21 protein-coding genes are annotated in these 24,138 nt (G+C 63.6%); 3 read left to right on the top strand and 18 right to left on the bottom strand.

Translation table 11 applies throughout. The annotated features are described in order from the left end of the window. The first annotated feature begins 41 nt into the window (after window positions 1–41). Complete coding sequence (locus AC0L2U_RS11615) at window positions 42–1,463, top strand: coniferyl aldehyde dehydrogenase (protein WP_292337261.1); 1,422 nt, start codon at window positions 42–44, stop codon at window positions 1,461–1,463. Window positions 1,464–1,653: 190 nt separating this feature from the next. Here AC0L2U_RS11615 and AC0L2U_RS11610 read toward each other — a convergent pair whose 3' ends face one another. The 8 genes from AC0L2U_RS11610 to uxaC all read right to left on the bottom strand — a co-directional run bounded on the left by AC0L2U_RS11610 (window position 1,654) and on the right by uxaC (window position 8,815). Next, window positions 1,654–1,992: a cupin domain-containing protein gene (locus tag AC0L2U_RS11610; protein WP_292337260.1), complete on the bottom strand. Its 339-nt coding sequence runs from the start codon at window positions 1,990–1,992 to the stop codon at window positions 1,654–1,656. A gap of 67 nt (window positions 1,993–2,059) precedes the next feature. Then, the gene (gene kduD / locus AC0L2U_RS11605) at window positions 2,060–2,818 is read right to left on the bottom strand and encodes a 2-dehydro-3-deoxy-D-gluconate 5-dehydrogenase KduD (RefSeq protein ID WP_292337259.1); all 759 of its coding nucleotides are present in this window, start codon (window positions 2,816–2,818) and stop codon (window positions 2,060–2,062) included. Continuing rightward, on the bottom strand, window positions 2,815–3,666 hold the full coding sequence (gene kduI / locus AC0L2U_RS11600) for a 5-dehydro-4-deoxy-D-glucuronate isomerase (protein WP_127395856.1): 852 nt from the start codon (window positions 3,664–3,666) through the stop codon (window positions 2,815–2,817). The genes kduD and kduI overlap by 4 nt, the downstream gene beginning before the upstream one ends. Window positions 3,667–3,688: 22 nt before the next feature. After that, entirely contained in the window at window positions 3,689–4,465 is a 777-nt protein-coding gene (locus AC0L2U_RS11595; protein ID WP_127808813.1) for a FadR/GntR family transcriptional regulator, read from the bottom strand. Between the two features lie 7 nt (window positions 4,466–4,472). Further along, window positions 4,473–5,753 (bottom strand): TRAP transporter large permease, encoded by a 1,281-nt coding sequence (locus AC0L2U_RS11590; protein ID WP_127269374.1) that lies wholly within the window; start codon window positions 5,751–5,753, stop codon window positions 4,473–4,475. Between the two features lie 4 nt (window positions 5,754–5,757). Beyond that, entirely contained in the window at window positions 5,758–6,288 is a 531-nt protein-coding gene (locus tag AC0L2U_RS11585; RefSeq protein ID WP_127269376.1) for a TRAP transporter small permease, read from the bottom strand. A gap of 100 nt (window positions 6,289–6,388) precedes the next feature. Continuing rightward, window positions 6,389–7,366 (bottom strand): TRAP transporter substrate-binding protein, encoded by a 978-nt coding sequence (locus AC0L2U_RS11580; protein WP_127808812.1) that lies wholly within the window; start codon window positions 7,364–7,366, stop codon window positions 6,389–6,391. 36 nt (window positions 7,367–7,402) lie between these two features. Then, on the bottom strand, window positions 7,403–8,815 hold the full coding sequence (uxaC, locus tag AC0L2U_RS11575; RefSeq protein WP_189367524.1) for a glucuronate isomerase: 1,413 nt from the start codon (window positions 8,813–8,815) through the stop codon (window positions 7,403–7,405). Between the two features lie 143 nt (window positions 8,816–8,958). Here uxaC and AC0L2U_RS11570 point away from each other — a divergent pair, with 143 nt between their 5' ends. After that, a complete protein-coding gene (locus AC0L2U_RS11570) occupies window positions 8,959–10,488 on the top strand; it encodes a mannitol dehydrogenase family protein (protein WP_292136215.1) in 1,530 nt (509 codons plus the stop codon). A gap of 45 nt (window positions 10,489–10,533) precedes the next feature. Here AC0L2U_RS11570 and lepB read toward each other — a convergent pair whose 3' ends face one another. The 9 genes from lepB to AC0L2U_RS11525 form a co-directional block, all read right to left on the bottom strand. Further along, a complete protein-coding gene (lepB, locus tag AC0L2U_RS11565) occupies window positions 10,534–11,280 on the bottom strand; it encodes a signal peptidase I (protein WP_127270502.1) in 747 nt (248 codons plus the stop codon). 326 nt (window positions 11,281–11,606) lie between these two features. Further along, window positions 11,607–12,014 carry a F0F1 ATP synthase subunit epsilon gene (locus AC0L2U_RS11560; protein WP_127267285.1) on the bottom strand — a complete coding sequence of 136 codons (408 nt, stop codon included), beginning with the start codon at window positions 12,012–12,014 and terminating at the stop codon, window positions 11,607–11,609. Between the two features lie 103 nt (window positions 12,015–12,117). Then, window positions 12,118–13,710 (bottom strand): F0F1 ATP synthase subunit beta, encoded by a 1,593-nt coding sequence (atpD, locus tag AC0L2U_RS11555; RefSeq protein ID WP_164873751.1) that lies wholly within the window; start codon window positions 13,708–13,710, stop codon window positions 12,118–12,120. A gap of 70 nt (window positions 13,711–13,780) precedes the next feature. Then, window positions 13,781–14,665 carry a F0F1 ATP synthase subunit gamma gene (locus tag AC0L2U_RS11550; RefSeq protein ID WP_127261419.1) on the bottom strand — a complete coding sequence of 295 codons (885 nt, stop codon included), beginning with the start codon at window positions 14,663–14,665 and terminating at the stop codon, window positions 13,781–13,783. A 46-nt stretch (window positions 14,666–14,711) separates the two neighbouring features. Next, entirely contained in the window at window positions 14,712–16,241 is a 1,530-nt protein-coding gene (gene atpA, locus AC0L2U_RS11545; RefSeq protein WP_023811756.1) for a F0F1 ATP synthase subunit alpha, read from the bottom strand. Beyond that, window positions 16,241–16,801, bottom strand: a complete 561-nt coding sequence (locus AC0L2U_RS11540; RefSeq protein ID WP_292703439.1) for a F0F1 ATP synthase subunit delta — start codon at window positions 16,799–16,801, stop codon at window positions 16,241–16,243. The genes atpA and AC0L2U_RS11540 overlap by 1 nt, the downstream gene beginning before the upstream one ends. A 246-nt stretch (window positions 16,802–17,047) precedes the next feature. Continuing rightward, window positions 17,048–17,443: an AGROH133_08824 family phage infection protein gene (locus tag AC0L2U_RS11535; protein WP_127322863.1), complete on the bottom strand. Its 396-nt coding sequence runs from the start codon at window positions 17,441–17,443 to the stop codon at window positions 17,048–17,050. A 95-nt stretch (window positions 17,444–17,538) separates the two neighbouring features. Beyond that, the gene (locus AC0L2U_RS11530; RefSeq protein ID WP_473601939.1) at window positions 17,539–18,234 is read right to left on the bottom strand and encodes an aspartate/glutamate racemase family protein; all 696 of its coding nucleotides are present in this window, start codon (window positions 18,232–18,234) and stop codon (window positions 17,539–17,541) included. A gap of 54 nt (window positions 18,235–18,288) precedes the next feature. Continuing rightward, window positions 18,289–20,472 (bottom strand): primosomal protein N', encoded by a 2,184-nt coding sequence (locus AC0L2U_RS11525; RefSeq protein WP_128287928.1) that lies wholly within the window; start codon window positions 20,470–20,472, stop codon window positions 18,289–18,291. A 90-nt stretch (window positions 20,473–20,562) separates the two neighbouring features. Here AC0L2U_RS11525 and fsa point away from each other — a divergent pair, with 90 nt between their 5' ends. Beyond that, window positions 20,563–21,219, top strand: a complete 657-nt coding sequence (gene fsa, locus AC0L2U_RS11520) for a fructose-6-phosphate aldolase (RefSeq protein WP_127270489.1) — start codon at window positions 20,563–20,565, stop codon at window positions 21,217–21,219. Between the two features lie 77 nt (window positions 21,220–21,296). Here fsa and AC0L2U_RS11515 read toward each other — a convergent pair whose 3' ends face one another. Beyond that, on the bottom strand, window positions 21,297–23,969 hold the full coding sequence (locus tag AC0L2U_RS11515) for a DNA translocase FtsK (RefSeq protein ID WP_473601938.1): 2,673 nt from the start codon (window positions 23,967–23,969) through the stop codon (window positions 21,297–21,299). Between the last annotated feature and the right edge of the window lie 169 nt (window positions 23,970–24,138).

Raw genomic sequence — 24,138 nt, 5'->3', positions numbered from 1 at the left:
CCAGCAATGTAAGCTCGGCTCCGCTAGCCAGGGAGGATGCGATGCTGCAGACCAGACAGGATGTTCTCGGCGAGCGGTTCCACCTGCAGCGCGCCGCCTTCGAGGCGCAGCCTTTCCCCAACTTTGGCATCCGCAAGGATCGCCTGAAACGCCTGCTGGCGCTGACCGAGCGGCATGAAGCCGACATCTGCACCGCCATCGACGCCGACTTTGGCGGCCGTTCGGCACACGAGACGCGCCTTGCGGAACTGTTCGTCGTGCGCGCCGGCATCCGCCACGCGCTGTCGCATGTCAGGGGCTGGATGCGCGAACGCCGCGTTGTCACCACCATGCCGTTCCTGCCCGGCCGAAATCGCCTCGTCCCGCAGCCGCTCGGCGTCGTCGGTATCGTGTCGCCCTGGAATTATCCTTTCCAACTCGCCGTCGCGCCGGTGACCGCCGCCCTTGCCGCCGGCAACCGCGTGCTCATAAAACCTTCCGAATTGACGCCGGCATTCTCAGTGCTGCTGGCCAAACTCGTTGCCGAGCATTTCGCATCCGATGAGCTCAGCGTCATCACCGGCGATGCCGAGATGGGCAAGGCCTTCGTGTCGATGCCTTTCGATCATTTGCTGTTCACCGGCTCGACCGCGGTCGGACGCCAGGTCGCGATCGCCGCGGCCGCCAACCTGACCCCGGTCACGCTCGAACTCGGCGGCAAGTCGCCGGCAATCTTCGATCCGTCCTGCCATCTCGATGCGGCGGTATCCAGCATTGCCTATGGCAAGCTCTTGAATGCCGGGCAGACCTGCATCGCGCCGGATTATCTGCTGGTGCCGAAGGGACAGGCAGGCACGGTCGCTGTCAAGCTCGCAACGGCGATCGCGAAGCTCTACCCGACCTTGCGCGACAACCCCGATTATACCGCCATCATCAGCGACCGGCACCACCAGCGCCTGCGCGACATGATCACTGAAGCGCGTGACGCCAGCGCCGATGTCACCGAAATCAACCCGGCCGGCGAAGAGCTGGGTGGCAAAAGCCGGAAGCTGCTGCCGACCCTGGTCCGCAACGCCGGCGCAAACCTGCGGCTGATGCGCGAGGAGATTTTTGGGCCGGTGCTGCCCATCGTAGAATACACCGGGATCGACGAAGCGATCGCGCATGTGAACGGGGCAGCCCGACCGCTGGCGCTCTACTGGTTCGGCCGCGACAGCGGCAATCGTCAACGCATCCTGCACGAGACTATTGCCGGCGGCGTCACCATCAACGACTGCATGCTGCATCTGGTACAGGAAAACCAGCCTTTCGGCGGGGTCGGCGCCAGCGGCATGGGCGCCTATCACGGCGAGTGGGGATTCCGGACGTTCAGCAAGGAGAAGCCGGTTTTCACACAGTCCCGGCTGAGCGCCGGAGCCTTGTTGCGCCCGCCCTACGGCAAGACGTTCGAGCGGCTCTTCAGCCTCCTGCGTCACATCACCTGATCGAGCGAGCGCAGCCTCCGGTTCGTCGTGCCATGCAGCGCCGGCGCATTAAGACTATCTTCACCACGGTGCGGCAGGGTCCTCATCCTGCGGTGATGTCTTGAGTACCGCGGCGCCACAAGCGCCCAGGCAACAGACCCGCGCCTCTTTCTGGGGTGCGGGTCATTCCCGCTCGATCTCTTACCCTTGGCTAGCCGAGGAAATCGGCCCGGTGCGGCGTGAAGCTGTCGACCAGCCGCCCCGCTTCGAGCGCCTTGACGCCGTGCACCAGGCCCGACGGCACGATGAAGCTCCCGCCCGTCCCAACGATCTCGCTCCGGCCGTCGATGGTCACCTCGAAGCGGCCCTCGGCGACATAGCTAGCCTGGACGTGTGGGTGCGAATGCAGGGCGCCGACGCCACCCTTGTCGAAGCCGAATTCGACCAGCATCAACTCGTCGGTGTGCAGGAGAATGCGGCGCCTGTTGCCGTCCGGCGTCGTCGTCCAGGCGCCCTCGCCGGCATGCGCGAAAATCTTCGGCTTCGTCATCGTTGTCTCCTCAGAGCAATTCCAGGAAAAGTGTGAACCGGTCTTCCGTCCGGAATTGCGTCAAAACCTAGCGCGCCAGCCAGCCGCCATCCACCGGCACCACCGCGCCATGCATGTAGTTGGACGCCGGCGCCAGCAGGAAGACGGCGGCGTCGCCAATGTCGCCCGCTTCGCCCCAGCGGCCGGCCGGGATACGCGCCAAGATGGCGGCGCTGCGGTCGAGATCGGCGCGCAACGCCTGCGTGTTGTTGGTTTCGATATAGCCTGGCGCGATGGCGTTGACGTTGATGCCTTTCTGCGCCCATTCGCAGGCGAGCAAACGCGTGATGCCGAGCACGCCATGCTTCGAGGCGGTGTAGGACGCGACGCGAATGCCACCTTGGAAACTCAGCACCGAGGCAATGTTGACGATCTTGCCTTTCCGTTCAGCGGCCAAGACACGCCTGGCAAAGCTTTGGCAGAGCAAAAAAACCGTCTTCAGATTGACATCCATGACGTCGTCCCAATCGGCCTCGCTGAGATCGACGGCATCGGCGCGGCGGATGATGCCGGCATTGTTGACCAGCCCGTCGAGCACGCCGCTTTCGTCCCAGATGCGGTCGAGCAAGGAGCCGGCGGCCGAAATGTCGGCCAGGTCGGCGCTCACCGCCTCGAATTGCCCGCCGACTGCGGCGACCTTGTCTGCCGTATCGTCCATCGACGAGCGGCCGACGCCGACCACCGCGCCCCCGGCGCGTGCGATCGATACGGCGATGCCCTGGCCGATGCCGGTGTTGGCGCCGGTGACCAGAATACGTTTTCCGGCAAGGCTGAAGGGGTCGCTCACCGCAGATCGCCCAACGCCACCGGGTCGACATCGGTATAGTCGACATTGTCGCCAGCCATCGCCCAGATGAAAGCATAATTGGAAGTGCCGGCGCCGGAGTGGATCGACCATCCCGGCGACAGCACCGCCTCCTCATTGCCCATGACGATATGGCGCGTCTCGTCCGGCTCGCCCATGAAGTGGAAGACGCGTGCCGTCTCGGCCAGGTCGAAATAGAGATAGGCCTCCATGCGCCGGTCATGCACATGGCACGGCATGGTGTTCCACACCGAGCCCGGCGCCAGCTGAGTCATGCCGACCACCAGCTGGCAGGTTTTCACGCCCTCGGCATGGATGAACTGGAAGATCGAACGCTCGTTGCAGGCATCCTTGCTGCCGAGATCGAGGCGCTTGGCGTCGCCGATGCGGATCAGCCGGCTGGGCCAGGCCTGATGCGCCGGCGCGCTGAGCAGATAGAATTTTGCCGGCGCGGCTATGTCAGCAGAGGCGAACGACACATCAGCGGTGCCCATGCCGAGATAGAGCATGTCGCGCGCCTGCAATTCGAAGGGCTGGCCGCCGGCGTTGATGACACCCGCACCACCGATGTTGACGGCGATCAGCTCGCGACGGTCGAGAAAGTTCTTGGTGCCGGTCGGCTTGATCGCTTCCAGTTGAAGCGGTGCGCCAGTCGGCACGGCGCCGCCGACGATCATGCGGTCGTAATGTGTGTAGGTCAGGCTGATGCGGCCGGGCTGGAATAGGCCGTCAATGTGAAAGTTGTGGCGCAGCTCATCGGTTCCCATCGCCGCGGCGGCGACCGGGTCGATGGCAAAGCGGGATGTATAGTCGGTGTGGCTCTGGTTCATTTCAATCCTGACTTGAGATGGGTCATTCGCCGGCGGCGGCCTTGACCGAACTGGAATAAAAAGCCTGACGCGCATGCAGGCGTTCGCGGTAACGCTGCTGGCTGGCGGTGAGGTGCGCGCGCATCGCCTCTCGCGCGGCCTCGGCATCGCCTGAGGTGATGGCGTTGAGGATCACCAGGTGCTCGCGCTGCAGTCCGCGCTGGTAGCTATCGGATTGCGCCAGTTCGGTGGACCAGGGCGAAGTCACGTCGCACGGGATGGCGCGCCGGCCGAGCACGTCGAGCATCTCGACATAGAACGGGTTGCTGGTGGCGCTGGCGATGGCGCGATGGAAGGCGAGGTCGGCCGGACCGGTCGGCTCGCTGGCAAGCAGCAGCCGCTCGAATTCGAAGAAGGCTTCCTGGATCGCCGCCTCCTGCGCGGCGTTGCGACGGATGGCGGCGATCCCGGCCGATTCGATCTCGATCGCGAGGCGCACCTCGAGCACGTTGAGCGCGATCGAATCCTTGGCTCCCATATCGGCGGCCAGCGCGCCGAACATCGTCGAGATGTGCTCGGTGACGAAGACACCGGCACCTTGGCGCGGCTCGACCAGCCCATCGGCGGCAAGCTTGGCCAGCGCCTCGCGGATGACGGTGCGGCTGACGCCGAAGGTTTCGGTCAGTTGGCCTTCGGTCGGCAATTTATGGCCAGGCAGGATCTCACCCGCCTGCAACTGCTTGCGGATCGTTGCGACCACGATTTCCGACAGTTTGGGTTTTCTCTCGACCCTGAGGTCGGTTGCGGTGTCCGATGCCATGTCGCCCCTATTTGAAGACGCTCGGTAGCCAGAGCGAAATGGCCGGAATGTAAGTGACGAGCCCCAGTACCACGAGCCCGGCCCCATAGAACGGCCAGATCGAGCGCATCGCTTCCCAGACGGATATCTTGCCCACTGCGCACGCCACGAACTGCACAGCGCCCACCGGCGGCGTGTTCAGCCCGATGCCGAAGTTGAGGATCATGATAACGCCAAAATGCACCGGGTCGACGCCGTAGGCTTGCGCCACGGGCAGGAAGATCGGCGTACAGATGATGATCGTCGGCCCCATGTCCATGAAGGTGCCGAGGAACAGCATCAAGACGTTGAGCAGGAGAAGCACGACCAGCGGATCGTCCGAGATCGCGTTCATGGAGGCTATGAGCGCTGCCGGCACTTTCAGGAAGGCCATCAACCACGAGAACGCCGCCGCCATGCCGATGATGAGCAGCACCATGGCCGTGGTGCGCACGGCACCATGGGTGGCATGAACGAAACCTTCCCAAGTCATCTGCCGGTAAACGAAGACAGTGACGAGCAACGCATAGATGACCGCGACACAGGAACTCTCGGTTGCCGTGAAAACGCCCGATCGTACGCCACCGAAGATGATCGCGATCAGCAGCAGGCCGGGCACCGCGACAGCGAAGAGATGCGCGACGGCGGTGAAGCCCGGAAACGGCTCGGTCGGATAGCCGCGGGAGCGCGCCACGAAATAGGCGGTGATCATCAGCGACAGGGCCAACAGCAGGCCCGGAATGATGCCGGCCGTGAACAGGTCGGCGATGGAGATCTTTCCACCTGCCGAGATCGAGTAGATGATCATGTTGTGCGACGGCGGCAGGAGCAGCGCGATCAGCGCCGCCATCGACGTGACGTTGACGGCGTAATCCGCTCCATATCCACGCGCTTTCATCTGCGGGATCATCAAGCCGCCGACCGCCGCTGCCTCGGCCACCGCGGAGCCGGAAATGCCGCCGAACAGTGTAGCGGTCGCAATGTTGACCTGCCCGAGGCCGCCGCGCAAATGGCCAACGAGCGAGCCGGCGAAGGCAACGATCTTGCTGGCGATGCCGCCGCGCACCATCAAGTCGCCGGCATAGATGAAGAACGGAATGGCCAGCAGCGAAAAGACGCTCATGCCGGAATTCAGGCGCTGGAACACGATGAGCGGCGGCAGGCCCATGTAAAGGACGGTGGCAAAGCTTGCGACGCCGAGGCAGAAAGCGATCGGCGTGCCGATAAGCATCAGAAGGGTGAAGACGCCGAAGAGGATCCAGAGTTCCATGCCGTCAGACCTTCACGTTCGCCGTGTCGAGTTCGGTTGCAACTTCCGCCGGCGGCAGTTCATCGAGCACATCGTCGATCGGCGCACCGGAGAGACGAAGCACGATGCGCTCCAGCGTGAAGAGCACGACGAGCACGCCTCCCGCGACCAGCGGGACGTAGTCCCAGCCCCCGGATATGCCGAGCGACGGCAAGGTAGCGCCCCAGGTCAATGCAACCAGTTGGCTGCCATACCAGATCATACCGATGCCGAAGGCGAGCGCGACGAGGTCCGAGATCATCCGCAGCCAACGCTTGCCGCCTTTGGGCAGCACGTAGAGCAGGACGTCGAAGCCGAGGTGATAGTTCTCGCGCACCCCGACGGCAGCGCCGAGGAAAATGAACCAGCTCATCAGCATCACCGAGCCCTGCTCGGTCCAGCTTGGCGAGCGGTTCAGGACATAACGACCGAACACCTGCCAGGCGACGAAGGCGGTCATCAGCACCAGCCCGATGCCTGCGACCCATAGCGCCGCTGTGCTGACGCGCGACATCATGCGCGCGACGCCGGACAGGGGCGGTCTGTGTTCTGGGCTGGAGGTCACCGGTTCTCTCCGCAAGAGGATGGCGGCGTGGAATGCCCGCGCCGCCGCTTGATCACTGCACGGCCTTGATGGCTTCGACCATGGCCTTCAGCTTGTCGTCCTTGACGTGCTTCTCGTAGACCGGACCCATGGCGTCGATGAAGGGCTGCTTGTCCGGCGTCGTGATCTGCGAACCGGCCGCCTCGACCTTGGCGCGCGATTCCTTGACCTTGGCGGTCCACAGCTCGCGCTGCCTGGCGACGCTCTCCTTGGCGGCCGCCTTGAAGATCGCCTGATCCTCCGGCGTCAGCTTGTCCCAGCTCAACTTCGCCATGACGAAGGCTTCCGGCACCATAGTGTGCTCGTCGAGCGAATAGAACTTGGCGACTTCCGCATGCTTGGCGGTGTCGTAGCTCGGAAAATTGTTTTCCGCGCCGTCGATGACCCCGGTCTCGATCGCCGAATACACCTCGCCATACGGCATCGGCGTCGCGTTGGCGCCGAGTGCCGCCACCATGTCGACGAAGATGTCGGACTGGATGACGCGGAACTTCATGCCGGACAGATCGGCTAATGAGTTGATCGGCTTCTTCGAATTGTAGAAGGAGCGCGCGCCACTGTCATAAAAGGCGAGCAGCACCAGCCCGACCTGTTCGAACGCCGCCGCGATCTGGTCGCCGACCGCCCCGTCCATGACCTTGTGCATATGGTCTTCCGAGCGGAAGATGTAGGGCAGCGAGGGCACCGTGGTTTCGGGAATGAGCCCGTTGAACGGCGCCATCGAGATGCGGTTGAGGTCGATCACGCCGGTGCGAACCTGCTCGATCGTGTCCTTTTCTTCGCCGAGCTGCGCGGAATGATAGAGCTCGACCGCATAGCGGCCGGCCGTACGCTCCTTTACAAGCTCGCCGAAATATTTGACTGCCTCGACCGTCGGATAGCCGTCCGGGTGGGTGTCGGACGAGCGCAGAACCGTCTGGGCGCTTGCCGTTCCGGCCATCAGTGCGGCGGCGAGTAGCGCAGCTCCCGTCAGTCTTGAAAAATGCAACATGGTTTCCTCCCTTTGCATTGCGGGCGAGTTGCCCCTTCAGAGCCGATACGCCTTTTTCGCCAGCGTATAGGTCAGTTCCCGCGCCAGCTCATACGCCTCGTCCTCGCGCAGCCGATGCTCGGCGACGAGACGCGCCAGGAACGCGCAGTCGACTCGCCGCGCCACATCGTGACGCGCCGGGATCGACGGAAAGGCACGGGTGTCGTCGTTGAAACCGACGGTGTTGTAGAAGCCGGCCGTCTCGGTGGTCATCTCGCGGAAGCGCCGCATGCCTTCCGAGCTGTCGTGGAACCACCATGCCGGCCCGAGCTTCAGCGCCGGGTAGACACCGGCCAGCGGCGCCAGCTCGCGCGCATAACTGGTCTCGTCGAGCGTGAACAGGATGACGGTGAGGTCGCGCTCCAGCCCGACGCAGTCGAGCAGCGGCTTCAGCGCCGTCACATAGTCGGTCCTGGTCGGGATATCGAAACCCTTGTCGCGGCCGAATTTCTGGAAGATCGCGGGCGAATGATTGCGCCAGGAGCCGGGATGGATCTGCAGGACCAGTCCATCGTCGAGGCTCATCTTGGCCATCTCGGTCAGCATCTGGGCGCGGAACAGTTTTCGCTCGCGCTCATCGTCGGAACCGCGGCGAATCCGATTGAACAGCTCTTGCGCCGCCGCATCCGAAAGATTGGCGGTCTCGGCCGTCGGATGGCCATGATCCGACGAAGTCGCGCCGAAGCTCTTGAAGAAGGCACGCCGCTGGCGATGCGCATCGAGATAGCCGGCCCAATTGCCGGTGTCGCAGCCGGTGATCTCGCCGAGCCGGTCGAGATTGGTTGAAAACCCTTCGAAATCGGGATCGACGACAGCATCCGGCCGATAAGCGGTGACCACACGGCCCTGCCAGCCGCTGTCGCGGATCATCTGGTGCCATTTGAGATCGTCGAGCGCGCCTTCCGTGGTCGCGATGACCTCGATGTTGAAACGCTCGAACAGCGCGCGCGGGCGAAAATTCTCCCACTGCAGCAGCGTCGCGATGGTGTCGTAGTGGCGGTCGGCGGTCGCCGCGGTCAGCGGTTCGTCGATGCCGAACAGATCGGCAAGCACATGATCGAACCACAGCCGGGTCGGCGTGCCCCGAAACAGATGATAATGCTCGGCAAAAAGCCGCCAGATCGCCCTGCCGTCGGTCTCGACCGGCGCGCCGTCGAGCGTCGCCACGCCGAGATCCTCGAGGCGGACGCCTTGGCTGAACAGCATGCGGAAGATGTAGTGATCCGGGACGATGAGCAGTTGCGCTGGATCCGGGAATGGCTCGTTCAGCGCATACCAGCGCGGATCGGTGTGGCCATGCGGGCTGACAAGGGGCAGGTCCTTGATCCCGGCATAGAGATCACGGGCAACCGAGCGCGAATGCGCCTCGGCGGGAAACAGCAAATCCGCATGGGTCAGTGCCACGGTCATCCTCCCAAGGCCACTATCGGTAGGGGCGGCAAGAAATAATGTCAACATACAAAAATGCGATTGTTGTATGATGACTTTTCGACCCATTGTGTGGCAGGAAATCGAATGTTACGCCGCTTTGCCGATCCCTGCCGAGGTCACTCATGTCATCCGACCAGACCAGTCGCACCACGACGACCGAACGCCTTTCCACGAAGACCGTGCGCGCACTGCCTGCCTCGATCGCGACACCTGCGTATGATCGCAGCCGCGTCGTCCCGGGCATTGTGCACCTTGGTGTCGGCGCCTTCCACCGCGCCCATCAGGCAGCCTATGTCGACGATTGCCTGGCGGCAGGCGAGGCGGATTGGGGCATAACAGGCGTTTCGCTGCGCAGCACCGACACGCGCGACGCTCTCACGCCGCAGGACGGGCTCTACACGCTGGCGATCAGAAGCAGTGGAACCGAAAAGCTTCAGGTCATCGGCTCGATCGGCGCGATGCTGGTGGCGCCCGAAGACCCCAGCGCTGTGCTGGCCACGCTGACCGATCCGCGCACCCGCATCGTCACGCTGACGATCACCGAAAAAGCCTATCTGAGGGCGGCAGGCGGCGGATTGGACGCCGCCCATCCCGATATCGTCCATGATCTGGCCAATCCCCGGATGCCGAAGACAGCGCATGGTTTCCTGACCGAGGCGCTTGCCCTGCGACGCGCCGCCGGCACGCCGCCCTTCACTGTCCTGTGTTGCGACAATTTGCCGGCCAACGGCGCCACGCTGCACCGGCTGTTGGTCGAATTCGCCCAGTTGCGAGATGCCGGGCTCGCCCAATCGAGTGATGTCGGAATTGCCGACCACATCGCACACCAGGTCGCGTTTCCCTCCAGCATGGTCGATCGCATCGTGCCTGCAACCACCGACGCCGATCGGGCGCGGATCGCTGAAGAACTCGGCGTCGAGGATGCCTGGCCCGTGATGACCGAGCCGTTTTGTCAGTGGGTGGTCGAAGATAAGTTCCCGACTGGCCGGCCCGCGTGGGAACAATTCGGCGTCACCATGGTTCGCGACGTCGGCCCGTTCGAGGACATGAAGCTCAGGCTGCTCAACGGCTCGCATTCGGCCATCGCCTATCTTGGCCTGCTCAGCGGTCATGCCACCGTCGACCGCGCCTTCGCCGACCCGGCGATCCGCCAATTCGTCGATGCCTTGTGGGCCGAAGCCATCCCGACCCTGCCCGAGGATGCCGGATTGGACACGAGCGCCTATATTGCGGAGCTCGCGGAGCGTTTTTCCAACACTGCACTTGCCCATCGCACGGCGCAGATCGCCAATGACGGCAGCCAGAAACTGCCGCAGCGCATCATCGCTTCCGCCATCGAATGCCTGGAAGCCGGTACCGAACTGGTCCATCTGACCCTGGTGGTGGCTGCCTGGATCGCCGCCTGCGCCGCGCGAGGGAAAACCTTGCCGGAGGGCCATTTCACCGATCCGCTCGACGCGGCGTTGACGGAACTTTTGAGTGAGCAACTGCCGGCCAACGAAACCGTGACCGCGGTGTTCGACCTGGCCGGCTTCGCTGGGGATCACGCCGAACGCCAGACGTTGATCGAACTTGTGGCTGTGCATCTCGTCCACCTGCGACGCGACGGTCCGACCTTGGCCTTCGCCGCGCTCGGCATAGATATGAAGTAGTCATCAACCAGACTTGGTGCGGGTCCGAACCAACTCGATTCAGGCTTATTTGCCGACCGAACCGTCCAGCGTTTGCCGGGAAGAATACTCCGTGCCTTTTGAATTCCAGAACAATCGCACGGCCTTGCCGACGAGGTTTTCGTAGGGAACGAAGCCGACCATGAATCGGCTGTCGGAGGCATTGTCGCGATTGTCGCCCAGCATGAAATAGTGGCCTTCGGGCACCTCAAATTCCCGCGTGTTGTCGCCGATGGAACTGTCCGTCAGGTCGAGAACGAAATGGGTGACACCACCCGGCAGGGTCTCCCGTTCAAGCCTGGCAGGTTGCTCGCGTTCCTCGTAGGAGAAAGTGCCTGCATCCTTGAGGCCGACGGCCACATCGTTGATGTGCAGCACGCCATTGACCATCTGGATTTTGTCCCCGGGAAGACCGACGATCCGCTGGATGTAATCCACGCTGGGGTCGGGCGGGAATTTGAACACCACCACATCCCCTCGCTTGGGCTCCGCGCCGAACATGCGGCCTTCTATCGGCAACAGATTGAACGGCACGCTGTAGCGGCTGTAGCCATATGCGAATTTGGAGACGAAGAGATAGTCGCCGCCTTGCAATGTCGGCACCATACTGCTGGATGGTATCGAAAACGGCTGGAACAGGAACGAACGGATCGCAAATGCAGCCGGATAGGTAGTCAGAAAGACAAGCACCAGCACCCAAAATCCGTGCGCATACCATCTCACCGGCTTGAACCGATGGGCGAAGGGCAGGACGAGCGCTGCCCCCAGGATCATCGAACCGATACCTGAAAAATTGGCCAGCCAGGCAAGATCGGTTCCCGGCAGAACCGGAAATCCGGTGTAGGCGAGTGCGAAAACGATGGCGCTGATCACCACCAGGCTGGCAACCGCCAGCTTGCCGCTGCCGATCCACAGAAATCCGCCGAATGGACCGCCAAAGGCCGACACCAGGGCCGTCGACCACCAGGAGCGTGAGGCTGTTTCTCGTTGCGCTGTTTCTTCCATCACCGGCCCACCCCCATCCCAAGGCAGCGCGACTGTCCAACAAACAAAAAAGCGAGGCAAGGCCCCGCTTTTTACTCTTTCATCGAAACCTAATTTCAAGCCGGAAGAATAGCGCCTTCCAGCGTGGTGAGCTGGCTAAGGAACTGCTCCGCCTTGCTGCGAGCCTCGTCGTCCTTGGCGTCGGCAGCGTCTTCTTTGGCTTCCTGGATGCGGCGCGCGAGATCGGCGCGGTCGACATCCTTCACCGCGACAGCCGATTCCGCCAGCAGCGTGCAGCCGGCCGGAACGATGTCGGCGAAGCCGCCGAACACCACATAGCGTTCTTCGCCGCCCGCCGCGGTTTTCACGGTGACGACACCCGGCTTGATCGTGGTCATGACCGGCGCGTGATGCGCCATGACGGTCATCTCGCCTTCGGCGCCCGGAATGACGACGGATTCGACCTGCTCGGAAACAAGCAGACGCTCCGGCGAGACCAGTTCGAATTTGAAAGCTTCAGCCATGATCAATTTAGCGAATAGCGAATAGCGAGTAGCGAATTAGTCAGAAGAAGAATTCGCCGGCCCATATTCCCAATTCGCTACTCCCTATTCGCTATTCGCTTGATTACGCCGCTTCAGCCGCCAGGCGCTGTGCCTTCTCGACTGCTTCCTCGATGCCGCCGACCATGTAGAAGGCGGCTTCCGGAAGGTGATCGTAGTCGCCGTTGCAGAGGCCCTTGAAGCCCTTGATGGTGTCGGCGAGGTCGACCAGCTTGCCCGGCGCGCCGGTGAACACTTCGGCGACGAAGAAGGGCTGCGACAGGAAGCGCTCGATCTTGCGGGCGCGGGCCACGGTCTGCTTGTCCTCTTCCGACAGCTCGTCCATGCCCAGGATGGCGATGATGTCCTGCAGCGACTTGTAGCGCTGGAGGATCGACTGCACCTGGCGGGCGACGCCATAATGCTCGTCGCCGACGACCAGCGGGTCGAGCATGCGCGAGGTCGAATCCAGCGGATCGACCGCCGGATAGATGCCCTTTTCGGCGATGGCGCGGTTCAACGTCGTGGTCGCGTCAAGGTGGGCGAACGAGGTCGCCGGCGCCGGATCGGTCAGATCGTCGGCGGGCACGTAGATGGCCTGCACGGACGTGATCGAGCCCTTGGTGGTGGTGGTGATGCGTTCCTGCAGCGCCCCCATGTCGGTGGCGAGCGTCGGCTGATAGCCCACCGCCGACGGGATACGGCCCAGCAGAGCCGACACTTCCGAACCCGCCTGCGTGAAGCGGAAGATGTTGTCGACGAAGAACAGCACGTCCTGACCCTGGTCGCGGAAATATTCCGCAACCGTCAGGCCGGTCAGGCCGACGCGGGCGCGCGCGCCCGGCGGCTCGTTCATCTGGCCATAGACGAGTGCGGCCTTGGAGCCTTCGCCGCCGCCCTTCTTGTTGACGCCGGATTCGATGAACTCGTGATACAGATCGTTGCCTTCGCGGGTGCGCTCGCCGACGCCGGCGAACACCGAATAGCCGCCATGCGCCTTGGCGATGTTGTTGATCAGTTCCTGGATCAGCACGGTCTTGCCGACGCCGGCGCCGCCGAACAGGCCGATCTTGCCGCCCTTGGCGTAGGGAGCCAAGAGGTCGAGCACCTTGATGCCCGTGATCAGGATCTGCGCTTCCGTCGACTGCTCGACATAGGTCGGAGCCGGCTGGTGGATGGAGCGCATTTCGGTCGCGTCGACCGGGCCTTCTTCGTCGACCGGCTCGCCGATGACGTTGATGATGCGGCCGAGCATGCCCGGGCCGACCGGCACGGTGATCGGCGCGCCGGTGTCACGCACTTCCTGGCCGCGAACCAGACCTTCGGTCGAGTCCATGGCGATGCAGCGCACGGTGTTTTCACCCAGATGCTGGGCAACTTCGAGCACCAGGCGGTTGCCGACATTGGTCGTCTCGAGCGCGTTCAGGATCGCCGGCAGGTGATCGCCGAACTGCACGTCGACAACGGCGCCGATGACCTGGCGAACCTTGCCGGCAACGCCGGTTGCCTTGCTGGCCACTGCCGATGTCTTGGCAGCAGCGGCCTTCACCGGTGCTGCCGCCTTGGCCGGGGCCGCCTTCGCGGCTGCTGCTGGAGCCTTTGCCGCCTTCGCGGGGGCTGCGGTCTTCGCGGCAGCGGCCTTGGGGGCTGCCGTCTTGGGGGTCGCTGCTTTCGCCATCGTCTTTACCCTTTTTCGTCCTTTGTTTCTCACGCGGTCCAGTCGCGGGTCGATGACCCGCGAACCACGCCTAGAGCGCCTCGGCGCCCGAAATGATTTCGATCAGTTCCTTGGTGATCTGCGCCTGCCGCTGGCGGTTGTAGGTGATCGACAGCTTGTTGATCATGTCGCCGGCGTTGCGCGTCGCATTGTCCATGGCGCTCATCTTGGCGCCCATTTCGCCGGCCACATTTTCGAGCAGCGCCCGGAAAACCTGCACGGAGATGTTGCGCGGAATGAGGTCGGAGAGGATTTCGCCCGGCTCCGGCTCATATTCGTAGACAGCGTTGCCGCCATCGATCGCCTCGGCCGGAGCCGAAGCAACGCCGGCCGGAATGATCTGCTGCGCGGTCGGGATCTGGCTGATCACCGACTTGAACTGCGAATAGAACAGCGTGCAGATGTCGAAGCCACCTTCGTTGAAGAGGTGGATGACCTTCTTGGCGATCGCATCGGCATTGACGAAGCCGAGTGTCTTGACCTCGCGCAGATCGACGCGGTCGATGATCATCGATGCATAGTCGCGGCGCAGGATGTCGAAACCCTTCTTGCCGACGCAGATGATCTTGACCTGCTTGCCGTCCGCCAAAAGCTTGCGAATATGGTCGCGGGCAAGGCGGGCGATCTGTGAATTGAAGCCGCCGCACAGGCCGCGCTCGGCGGTGCAGACGACGAGCAGGTGCACGTCGTCCTTGCCGGTGCCGGTCATCAGCGCCGGGGCATCGCCGCCGCCGCCGATTGCCTGGGTGATGTTGGCCAGCACGGAACCCATGCGCTCCGAATAGGGGCGCGCCGCTTCCGCGGCCTCTTGCGCACGGCGCAGCTTCGCCGCGGCGACCATCTGCATCGCCTTGGTGATCTTCTGCGTCGCCTTGACCGAGGCGATACGGTTACGAAGGTCTTTTAATGAAGGCATGCTTCAAACCTGATCCCGTCTTGTCTCATCCCGACTGGCAATTCGCTCAGGCGAAGGTCTTGGCGAAAGCGTCGATCTCGGCCTTCAGCTTGGCGCGCAGATCGTCCGACAGCGCCTTTTCCTTGCGGATGGCATCGAGGACGTCCTTGCCGGCCGAACGCATGTGGCTGAGCAGGCCATGCTCGAACTTGCCGACCTGGTTGACCGGCAGCTTGTCGAGATAGCCGTTGACGCCGGCGAAGATCACCGCGACCTGCTCTTCCGTCTTCAGCGGCGAGAACTGCGGCTGCTTCAGGAGTTCGGTGAGGCGCGATCCGCGGTTGAGCAGGCGCTGCGTGGCGGCGTCGAGATCCGAGCCGAACTGCGCGAAGGCCGCCATTTCGCGGTACTGCGCGAGCTCGCCCTTGATCGAGCCGGCAACCTGCTTCATCGCCTTGATCTGCGCGGCCGAACCGACGCGGCTGACCGACAGACCGACGTTCACCGCAGGACGGATGCCCTGGAAGAACAGGTTGGTCTCGAGGAAGATCTGGCCGTCGGTGATCGAGATCACGTTGGTCGGGATGTAGGCCGACACGTCGTTGGCCTGCGTCTCGATGATCGGCAGCGCGGTCAGCGAACCACCGCCCAGATCGTCGTTGAGCTTGGCGGCGCGCTCGAGCAGGCGCGAGTGCAGGTAGAAGACGTCGCCCGGATAGGCTTCGCGGCCCGGCGGGCGGCGCAGCAGCAGCGACATCTGGCGATAGGCGACGGCCTGCTTCGACAGATCGTCGTAGCTGATCAGCGCGTGCATGCCATTGTCGCGGAAGTATTCGCCCATGGTGGCGCCGGCGAACGGCGCCAGGAACTGCATCGGCGCCGGATCGGAAGCGGTGGCGGCGACGATGATCGAGTATTCGAGCGCGCCGCGCTCTTCCAGCACCTTGACGAACTGCGCGACGGTCGAGCGCTTCTGGCCGACGGCGACGTAGACGCAGTAGAGCTTTTCCTTCTCGGGGCCGTTGTCGTGCACCGACTTCTGGTTGAGCATCGTGTCGAGGATGATGGCGGTCTTGCCGGTCTGGCGATCGCCGATGACCAGCTCGCGCTGGCCGCGGCCGACCGGGATCAGCGCATCGATGGCCTTGAGGCCCGTCGACATCGGCTCGTTCACCGATTTGCGCGGAATGATGCCGGGCGCCTTGACGTCGACGCGCTTGCGCTCGACCGCCTTGATCGGACCCTTGCCGTCGATCGGATTGCCGAGCGCGTCGACGACGCGGCCGAGCAGACCGGGGCCGACGGGGACGTCGACGATGGCGCCGGTGCGCTTGACGATGTCGCCTTCCTTGATGTCGCGGTCGGCGCCGAAGATGACGACGCCCACATTGTCGGCTTCGAGGTTGAGCGCCATGCCGCGGATGCCGCCGGGGAATTCGACCATTTCGCCGGCCTGGACATTGTCGAGGCCGTAGACACGGGCGATACCGTCACCGACGGACAACACCTGTCCGACTTCGGAGACCTCGGCCTCCTTGCCGAAATTCTTGATCTGGTCTTTCAGAATTGCGGAAATTTCCGCGGCGCGGATGTCCATCAGCCGACCTCTTTCAGTGCAAGCTTGAGCGAATTGAGTTTGGTTTTGAGCGACGTATCGATCTGGCGCGAGCCCATCTTGACCACCAGCCCGCCGAGCAGCGACGGATCGACGGTAACGGAGATGGCCACGTCCTTGCCGGCAACGCTCTTCAGCGTCGCCTTGAGTTCGGTCTGCTGGGCAGCCGTCAGCTCGTGAGCCGACGTGACTTCAGCAGCGGTTTCGCCACGATGTTCGGCTGATATCTGGCGGAACGCCCTGATCATGCCGGGAATGGCGAACAGACGGCGATTACGGGCGACGACGCGCAGGAAATTGCCGGTGAGGCCGGCAATCCCGGCCTTGTCGGCGATCGCCGCGATGGCCTTGGCCTGGTCCTCGCTGGAGAACGCCGGGCTGTTGATCAGTCGGGTAAGGTCGGCGCTGCCCGCGAGCATGGCTTCGAAGCTGTTGAGGTCGGCTTCGACCTTGGCCACGGAATTTGCCTGCAGGGCGAGTTCGAACAGCGAACCCGCATAGCGTTCTGCGACACCTGAGATTGGCGATGACGATTGAGCCACGGACCGTCTTTTCTCTTGTCTGACAGGCCGTAGATTGTTGGCGCGAGCAAAAACTCTGGCTAAATCTTTGACCTTACTGCATTTTTTCGAGCACGGAGGCGCGGCTTCCGCTATCCCCGGCCGAAAGTCGATTGCCGTCTAGCACAGGCATTTTAAGACCGCAATGCGTCGTTCCGCATGGTTTTCAGGCACTATTGTCGCATCCGGCGAAAGTCGCCCGCCTTCCATCGCGGAATACCCAACGATTCAAGGCAGAAAGCCGAAGGCAAAGGCGAGCGGCAATGCCGCCAGCACCAATTCCACCACGATGGAAACCCAATTGAAAGGCGTGTTGGCGCCATCCGACATCATCGACAGCAGCCGGCCGAAGGCGGTGAACAGCCAGGAGAAGCCAAGCGCCATGTAGATCAGCGGCTGCGCCAGCAGGATACAGCACAGTCCGACGCCGAGATAGAAGCCCGACATCCTGCCGCGCCCCTCGGCGATCGCCGCAGCCTTCTCTGGTTTGACCTGCAAGCGCAGGGCACGGAAGGCGAGGCCAGGGGCCAGAAAAAACAAAAGACCGAGCAGCACGGTGAAGACGGCGCTCGACCAGGCCAGCCATTCGCCCTGGCTCGTCGGCCATGGAAGCGCAAAATCCATCTTGTCCCCTCGAAATGCCTGTTTTGAAATTCCGGGCATTCTAGCGGAGGAAAAGAAGCGCGCCAGATGGATCCACGCACTTTAGGCGGCGCGCATCAACCGAACGCGAATGCCACAGCCGCTTCGGCATGGATGCGCGTCGTGTCGAAGACCGGGATGTCGAAATCCAGCTGGCCTATGAGCATGGTGATCTCGGTGCAGCCCATGATGACGCTGTCGGCCGCCTCGTCGCGGCGCAGGCGCTCGGTCTCGGCGATATAGGCCGCCTTTGAAGTCTCCTTGACGATGCCCTGGCACAACTCGTCGTAGATGACGCGATGGACCATGTCGCGCCCGGCACTATCGGGTACGACAGGGTTCAAGCCAAATCTGTCGGCGAGCCGGCCCTTGTAGAAATCCTGCTCCATGGTGAAGCGCGTCGCCAGCAGTGCCGGACGCTGCATGCCGGCGCGCTTGACCGCCACCGCGGTGGCATCGGCGATGTGGATCAGCGGGATCGACACCGACGCCTGCACTTGGTCGGCCAGTCTGTGCATGGTGTTGGTGCACAAAAGCAGACCCTCCGCGCCGCCGGCCTCGAGCTTGCGTGCGGCTTCGACGAGAAGCACACCGGCGCCATCCCAGTCGCCATGATGCTGCCGCTCGGCGATTTCGGCGAAGTCGAATGACCAGAGCAGAAGTTTCGCCGAATGCAGCCCGCCCAGCCGATCGCGCACGATCTCGTTGAGCAGCCGGTAATAGATGGCGGTCGATTCCCAACTCATGCCGCCCAGAAGGCCGAGGGTTTTCATATGATATTCCGTTCCTCGCTCGCTTGCGGGCAACTTATCGCTGAAAGCGCGACCTTACAAAAAGCTCTGCGGGTCGATGTCGATCTGCACCCTGACCGAGCCGCGCTGCTTCGGCCCGTTGGCCAGCATGGCCCTGATAAAACCTTGCATGTCGGCGCGCCGTTCGCCCTGGATCAGCAGGCGGAAGCGGTGGCGGCCGCCGAGCAGGGACAGCGGCGCCTCCGCCGGCCCCAGCACGAACAGATCTGTTGCCTCGGGCGCGGCGCGGCGCAGGCCGCGTGCGTGGCCTTCGGCTTCCGCTCGTGTCACCGCACTGACGATGACACCCGCGAGCCGGCCGAAGGGCGGCAGGGCAGCCCGTTCGCGCTCGGCAATTTCGCGCTCGTAAAAAGCCTCGGCGTCGCCGGAGACGATTGCCCGCATCACCGGATGCTCGGGCTGAAAAGTCTGCAGCAGGCCAAGGCTTTTCTTGCCGGTTCGGCCGGCGCGGCCGGTGACCTGACTGAGCAGCTGGAACGTCCGCTCTGCGGCGCGCGGATCGCCATTGGCAAGGCCGAGATCGGCATCGACGACGCCGACCAGGGTCATGTTGGGAAAGTTGTGGCCCTTGGCGACGAGCTGCGTGCCGATGACGATGTCGGCCTCGCCATCGGCGATCGCCTCCAGCTCCAGCCGCAGCCGCCGCACGCCGCCCATCAGGTCCGACGACAAGACGATGGTACGCGCGTCGGGAAAATGCGTCACGACCTCTTCGGCGATGCGCTCGACACCCGGCCCGCAGGCGACCAGATGGTCGAGCGTGCCGCATTCCGGGCAGGCTTCGGGGCGGCGCTCATTGTGCCCGCAATGATGGCAGACGAGCTGGCCGCGAAAGCGATGCTCGACCAGCCAGGCCGAGCAGACCGGGCAGCCGAAGCGGTGGCCGCAGACCCGGCACAGCGTCAGCGGCGCATAGCCGCGCCGGTTGAGGAACAGCAGCGACTGCTCCTGCCTCTCCAGCGTCTGGCGCATCTGGTCGAGCAGCACCGGCGACAGGAAGCCACCGCGCGCCGGCGGTGCGCGCCGCATGTCGACCGCCTTCAGATGCGGAAGTGCCGCCTCGGCGAAGCGAGCTGAGAGCACGGCCCTGTTGTAGCGGCCCTGGCTGGCATTGACCCGGCTTTCGACCGACGGCGTCGCCGACGCCAGCACCACCGGAAAGCTGCCGATATGGCCGCGCACCACGGCCATATCACGCGCATTGTAGAAGACGCGGTCCTCCTGCTTGTAGGCAGGGTCGTGCTCCTCGTCGACGACGATCAGGCCGAGCTCCTTGAACGGCAGGAACAGCGCCGAGCGCGCGCCGGCGACGACCCGCACACCGCCCTCCGCCACTTGCCGCCAAACCCGCTCGCGCATCCGCGGCGGCAGGTCGGAATGCCATTCGCCCGGCTTGGCGCCGAAGCGCTGCTGGAAGCGCTCGAGAAAGGCATGCGTCAGCGCGATTTCCGGCAGCAGGATCAGCACCTGCCTGCCCTGGTCGAGCGCAGCCGCCACCGCCTCGAAATAGACCTCGGTCTTACCGGATCCGGTGACGCCGTCGAGCAGCGCGACGTTGAACACGCCGGCTGCGACATTGGCGCGCAGCATCTGCGCCGCGTCGCTCTGGTCCGGCATCAGTTCAGGAATGGTGTAGCCGGGATCGGGCGCGGCCACGACCGGGCGCGGCGGGATCATCACGGTCTCGAACACGCCTTGCGCCCTCAGCCCGTCGATCACCGTCGACGACACGCCGGCGGCGTGAGCGAGGCCGGAGCGCGTCCAGGCAAGGCCGCCTTCGGCCGTCTCCAGCACACGCTGCCTGGCGCCCGTCATCCGGTCGGGTGCGAGAAGCGTGCGCTGCAGCCCTTCGATCCACGGTTCGGGGTCGAAAGCCTCCGGCGCCCTGAGCAGCATGCGCGCCACCATGCCCGGAGGCGACAGCGTGTACTGCGCCACCCAGTCGACGAAACGGCGCATCGCTCGGTCGATCGGCGGGCAGTCGAAGACCTGTTCGATGGGGCGCAGCTTTTTCGCGTCGACCTTCTCGACCGCGCCGTCCCAGACGATGCCGGCGACCTGCCGCGGCCCGAGCGGCACGCGCACGATCGAGCCCGGCACCACGCGCATGCCGGCCGGCACGGCATAGGTGTAGGGGCGTTCGGCGGGCATCGGCACCAGCACCGGTGCGGCTGCGACAAAGGGCGAATCTTCGATCATGAGGCGTGACCTTGCCCTGACTTTGGTCTAGATCAAAGGCCGACCCCGAATGTGCATGACATGCACATGAAAATCTTCAGGAGACCCGCCATGAAATTTTTTGTCGACACCGCCGACGTCAAGGATATCCGTGAGCTGAACGATCTGGGGCTGCTCGACGGCGTCACCACCAATCCGTCGCTGATCCTCAAATCCGGCGGCAAGATCGCCGACGTCACCAAAGAGATTTGCGACATCGTCAAGGGTCCGGTCTCGGCTGAAGTCACCGCCACTGAATATTCCGAGATGATGCAGCAGGCCAAGGTTCTGGCCAAGATCGCCGACAATGTCTGCATCAAGGTGCCGCTGACGCTGGACGGTCTCAAGGCCTGCAAGACGATCCGCACCGAGATGAACCGCCTGGTCAACGTCACGCTGTGCTTTTCGGCCAACCAGGCGCTGCTGGCGGCCAAGGCCGGTGCCTCGTTCATCTCGCCCTTCGTCGGCCGCGTCGACGACATCGGCATCGACGGCATGGAGCTGATCCAGGAGATCAGGCAGATCTACGACAATTACGATTTCCAGACTGAGATCCTCGTCGCTTCGGTGCGCACCGTGAACCACGTCAAGCAGGCGGCCCTCATCGGCGCCGATGTCGTGACCGCCCCCCCGGCGACCCTGAAGGCGCTGGTCAAGCACCCGCTGACCGACAAGGGCCTGGAACAGTTCCTCGCCGACTGGGCAAAGACCGGCCAGAAGATCGGCTGAAGCCGCACCACTTTCAACTGAAAAAGGCCGGGTGACCGGCCTTTTTTAATGTGCTTCAGGCGCCAAGGGTCCGCCGCTCAGTCCGCACTGTCATCGTCAGGCGCGGTCGCCTGCTGGCGCCGTCCCATGATGATTTCGCGTTTGCCGACATGGTTGGGTGCGCCGACCAATCCTTCCTTTTCCATGCGCTCGACCAGGGATGCGGCGCGGTTGTAGCCGATGCCCAGGCGCCGCTGGATGTAGGACGTCGAACACTTCTTGTCGCGCACCACCACCTTGACCGCCTCGTCGTAGATGGCATCGCTGTCTTCGGCTGCAACGGATCCCTTGTCGAAGACCGCCTGGTCGTCTTCGATTTCTTCCTCATCCTCGTCGGCTGTCACGGTTTCCAGATATTCTGGGCGGCCCTGCGCCTTCAGATGCGCCACGACATGCTCGACCTCCGCGTCGGAAACAAAGGGCCCGTGCACGCGCGAAATGCGCCCGCCACCCATCATGTGCAGCATGTCGCCCTGGCCAAGCAGCTGTTCGGCCCCCTGTTCGCCCAGGATGGTGCGGCTGTCGATCTTGGATGTTACCTGGAAGGAAATCCGGGTCGGAAAATTGGCCTTGATCGTGCCCGTGATGACATCGACCGAGGGGCGCTGCGTCGCCATGATCAGATGAATGCCGGCCGCGCGCGCCATCTGCGCCAGACGCTGGATGGCGCCTTCGATCTCCTTGCCGGCAACCATCATCAGGTCAGCCATCTCATCGACGATGACGACGATGTAGGGCATCGGCGCAAGGTCGATTTCCTGCTGTTCGAAAAGCGGCTCGCCGGTGCCTTTTTCGAAGCCGGTCTGCACGGTCATGACAACCGTCTCGCCCTTGTCGCGGGCAGTGGCGGCGCGCTCATTGTAGCCATCGATGTTGCGCACACCGAGCCGCGCCATCTTGCGATAACGGTCCTCCATTTCGCGCACGGCCCATTTTAACGCCGTGACGGCTTTTTTGGGGTCCGTGACGACGGGCGTCAGAAGATGCGGGATGCCGTCATAGACGGAGAGTTCGAGCATCTTGGGATCGACCATGATCAGCCGGCATTCTTCCGGCTTCAGCCGGTAGAGCAGCGACAGGATCATGGTGTTGATGGCAACCGACTTGCCGGAGCCGGTGGTTCCGGCCACCAGCAGATGCGGCATTTTCGCCAGCTCGGCGATAACAGGCTCACCGCCGATCGTCTTGCCGAGACAAAGCGCCAGCTTACAGCTGGTCTTGCGGAAGCCTTCCGATTCGATCAGCTCCCGGAAATAGACGGTTTCGCGCGTTTCGTTCGGGAGCTCGATGCCGATGACGTTGCGGCCAGGCACGACAGCGACGCGCGCCGAAATCGCCGACATGGAGCGGGCGATATCGTCGGCAAGCCCGATAACGCGGGAAGATTTGACGCCCGGCGCCGGCTCGAACTCATAGAGCGTGACCACCGGGCCTGGGCGAACATGAATGATCTCGCCACGCACGCCGAAGTCTTCGAGCACGCTTTCCAGCAGATCGGCGTTCTGCTCGAGCCGCTCCTGCGACATGTAGAAGCCTTGTCCCTCCGGTGGCTGCTGCAACAGCTCTTCCGAGGGAAGCTCATAGGGATCGCCCGCGGTTGACAGCACGACCTTTCCAGCCCCAGGCAAGCGCGCAGAGCGGGCGGCAACGGCCCTGGCAGGGACGTTCACAATTGGCGCGGCCGACGCGGAAACGGCGTCGCTTTTGGCGGCTGGGATTGCGACAGGCTGGACCGGCGACGGCGCATCGCTCGCCGGCACGCCGGGTTGGGCGACGGCCTGGTTCGAATTGGCCGGCCAAGCATCCGGCAACGGCTTCAAGGCCTGGCCCGGAAGGCAGTCGATGACGCGAAACAACGCGGTGGCATCGGTCCCTGGGCGGATGTCGATCGGCATAGTGGTGACTGGCGCCACGGCCAGCGGCGCAGGCGACGCTGGACCGGTCTGCCGGGCCGGCGACGAAACGTCGACCAGATAGGGTGCCATGGCCTCGAAGAAGGCATGATCCGAAAGATACGGCCAGCGCAGCCTTTCGGTTTTGATCGGGGCGCCCGGAGCAACGGACGCGCGCGCGGATGCCCGTCCCGTTGCGATCGTCCTCGGCGGCACCGGCGCAACCGCTGGCACCTTCTCCCTGGCGCGCGCCGTAGGGACAAAAGCAGCAGCCGGCGGCAGTGGCCCTTGTGTGGCGCGGCCGGCCAGCGGCGGGGAAGCAGGGCTTTTCACCGAAGCCGGCAATGCCAGCAGCGAAGGCGCGGAGGACGCCCCGCCGATCATGGATTGCGCAACGGCTTGCTCTGCCGGGCGCGTCGCGGCGTGTTCGACAACACGCTCGTGCTGCGGACGATGCTTCCTGGCCTCATAGTCCGGCGTGCGTGTAAAACGCACGTTGGGTGCAAGGAAGAAATATTCCTGCCAGGCAGGGCTCTCGATATCGCCGATTTTCGAAAGCGTGTCGTCCGAGCCACCCCGCGGCTCCATATAGGGCCGCTTGTTGCCACCGAGATCGACCACCGGCGCTGAATAGCCGGCCTGGCGTGTGGCGGGCTGCCGGCCGCCCGGCTCCTTGCGAGCCGGACGATCAAGGTCGCCTGCCGCGGAAGAACCTCGCTGACCACCCCTGTCGCCGATGCTCTCGGAGCGCTTCCCCTCGGGATCATCAGGCGATGCGGCCGTCGATAAATTGACCCGGGAAAAACGCTTGGCTTCCATTCTCAAGACTCACTCTGAAATGTCTGCCGAGCAATAGGGAGCGAGTGGTTAACAGTTGCTTCCCGGATGGATCGCCGACCATCCTGGGGACCAAAATCTTCGTGGTAATCTGCGAGCGACACGGCACGATCGTCGTCTCGCCGCATCCACGCCGGTGGCGCGATCTACT

This window comes from Mesorhizobium sp. WSM4808 (assembly GCF_055811675.1).
This window is presented reverse-complemented; position numbering and strand designations above follow the sequence as displayed.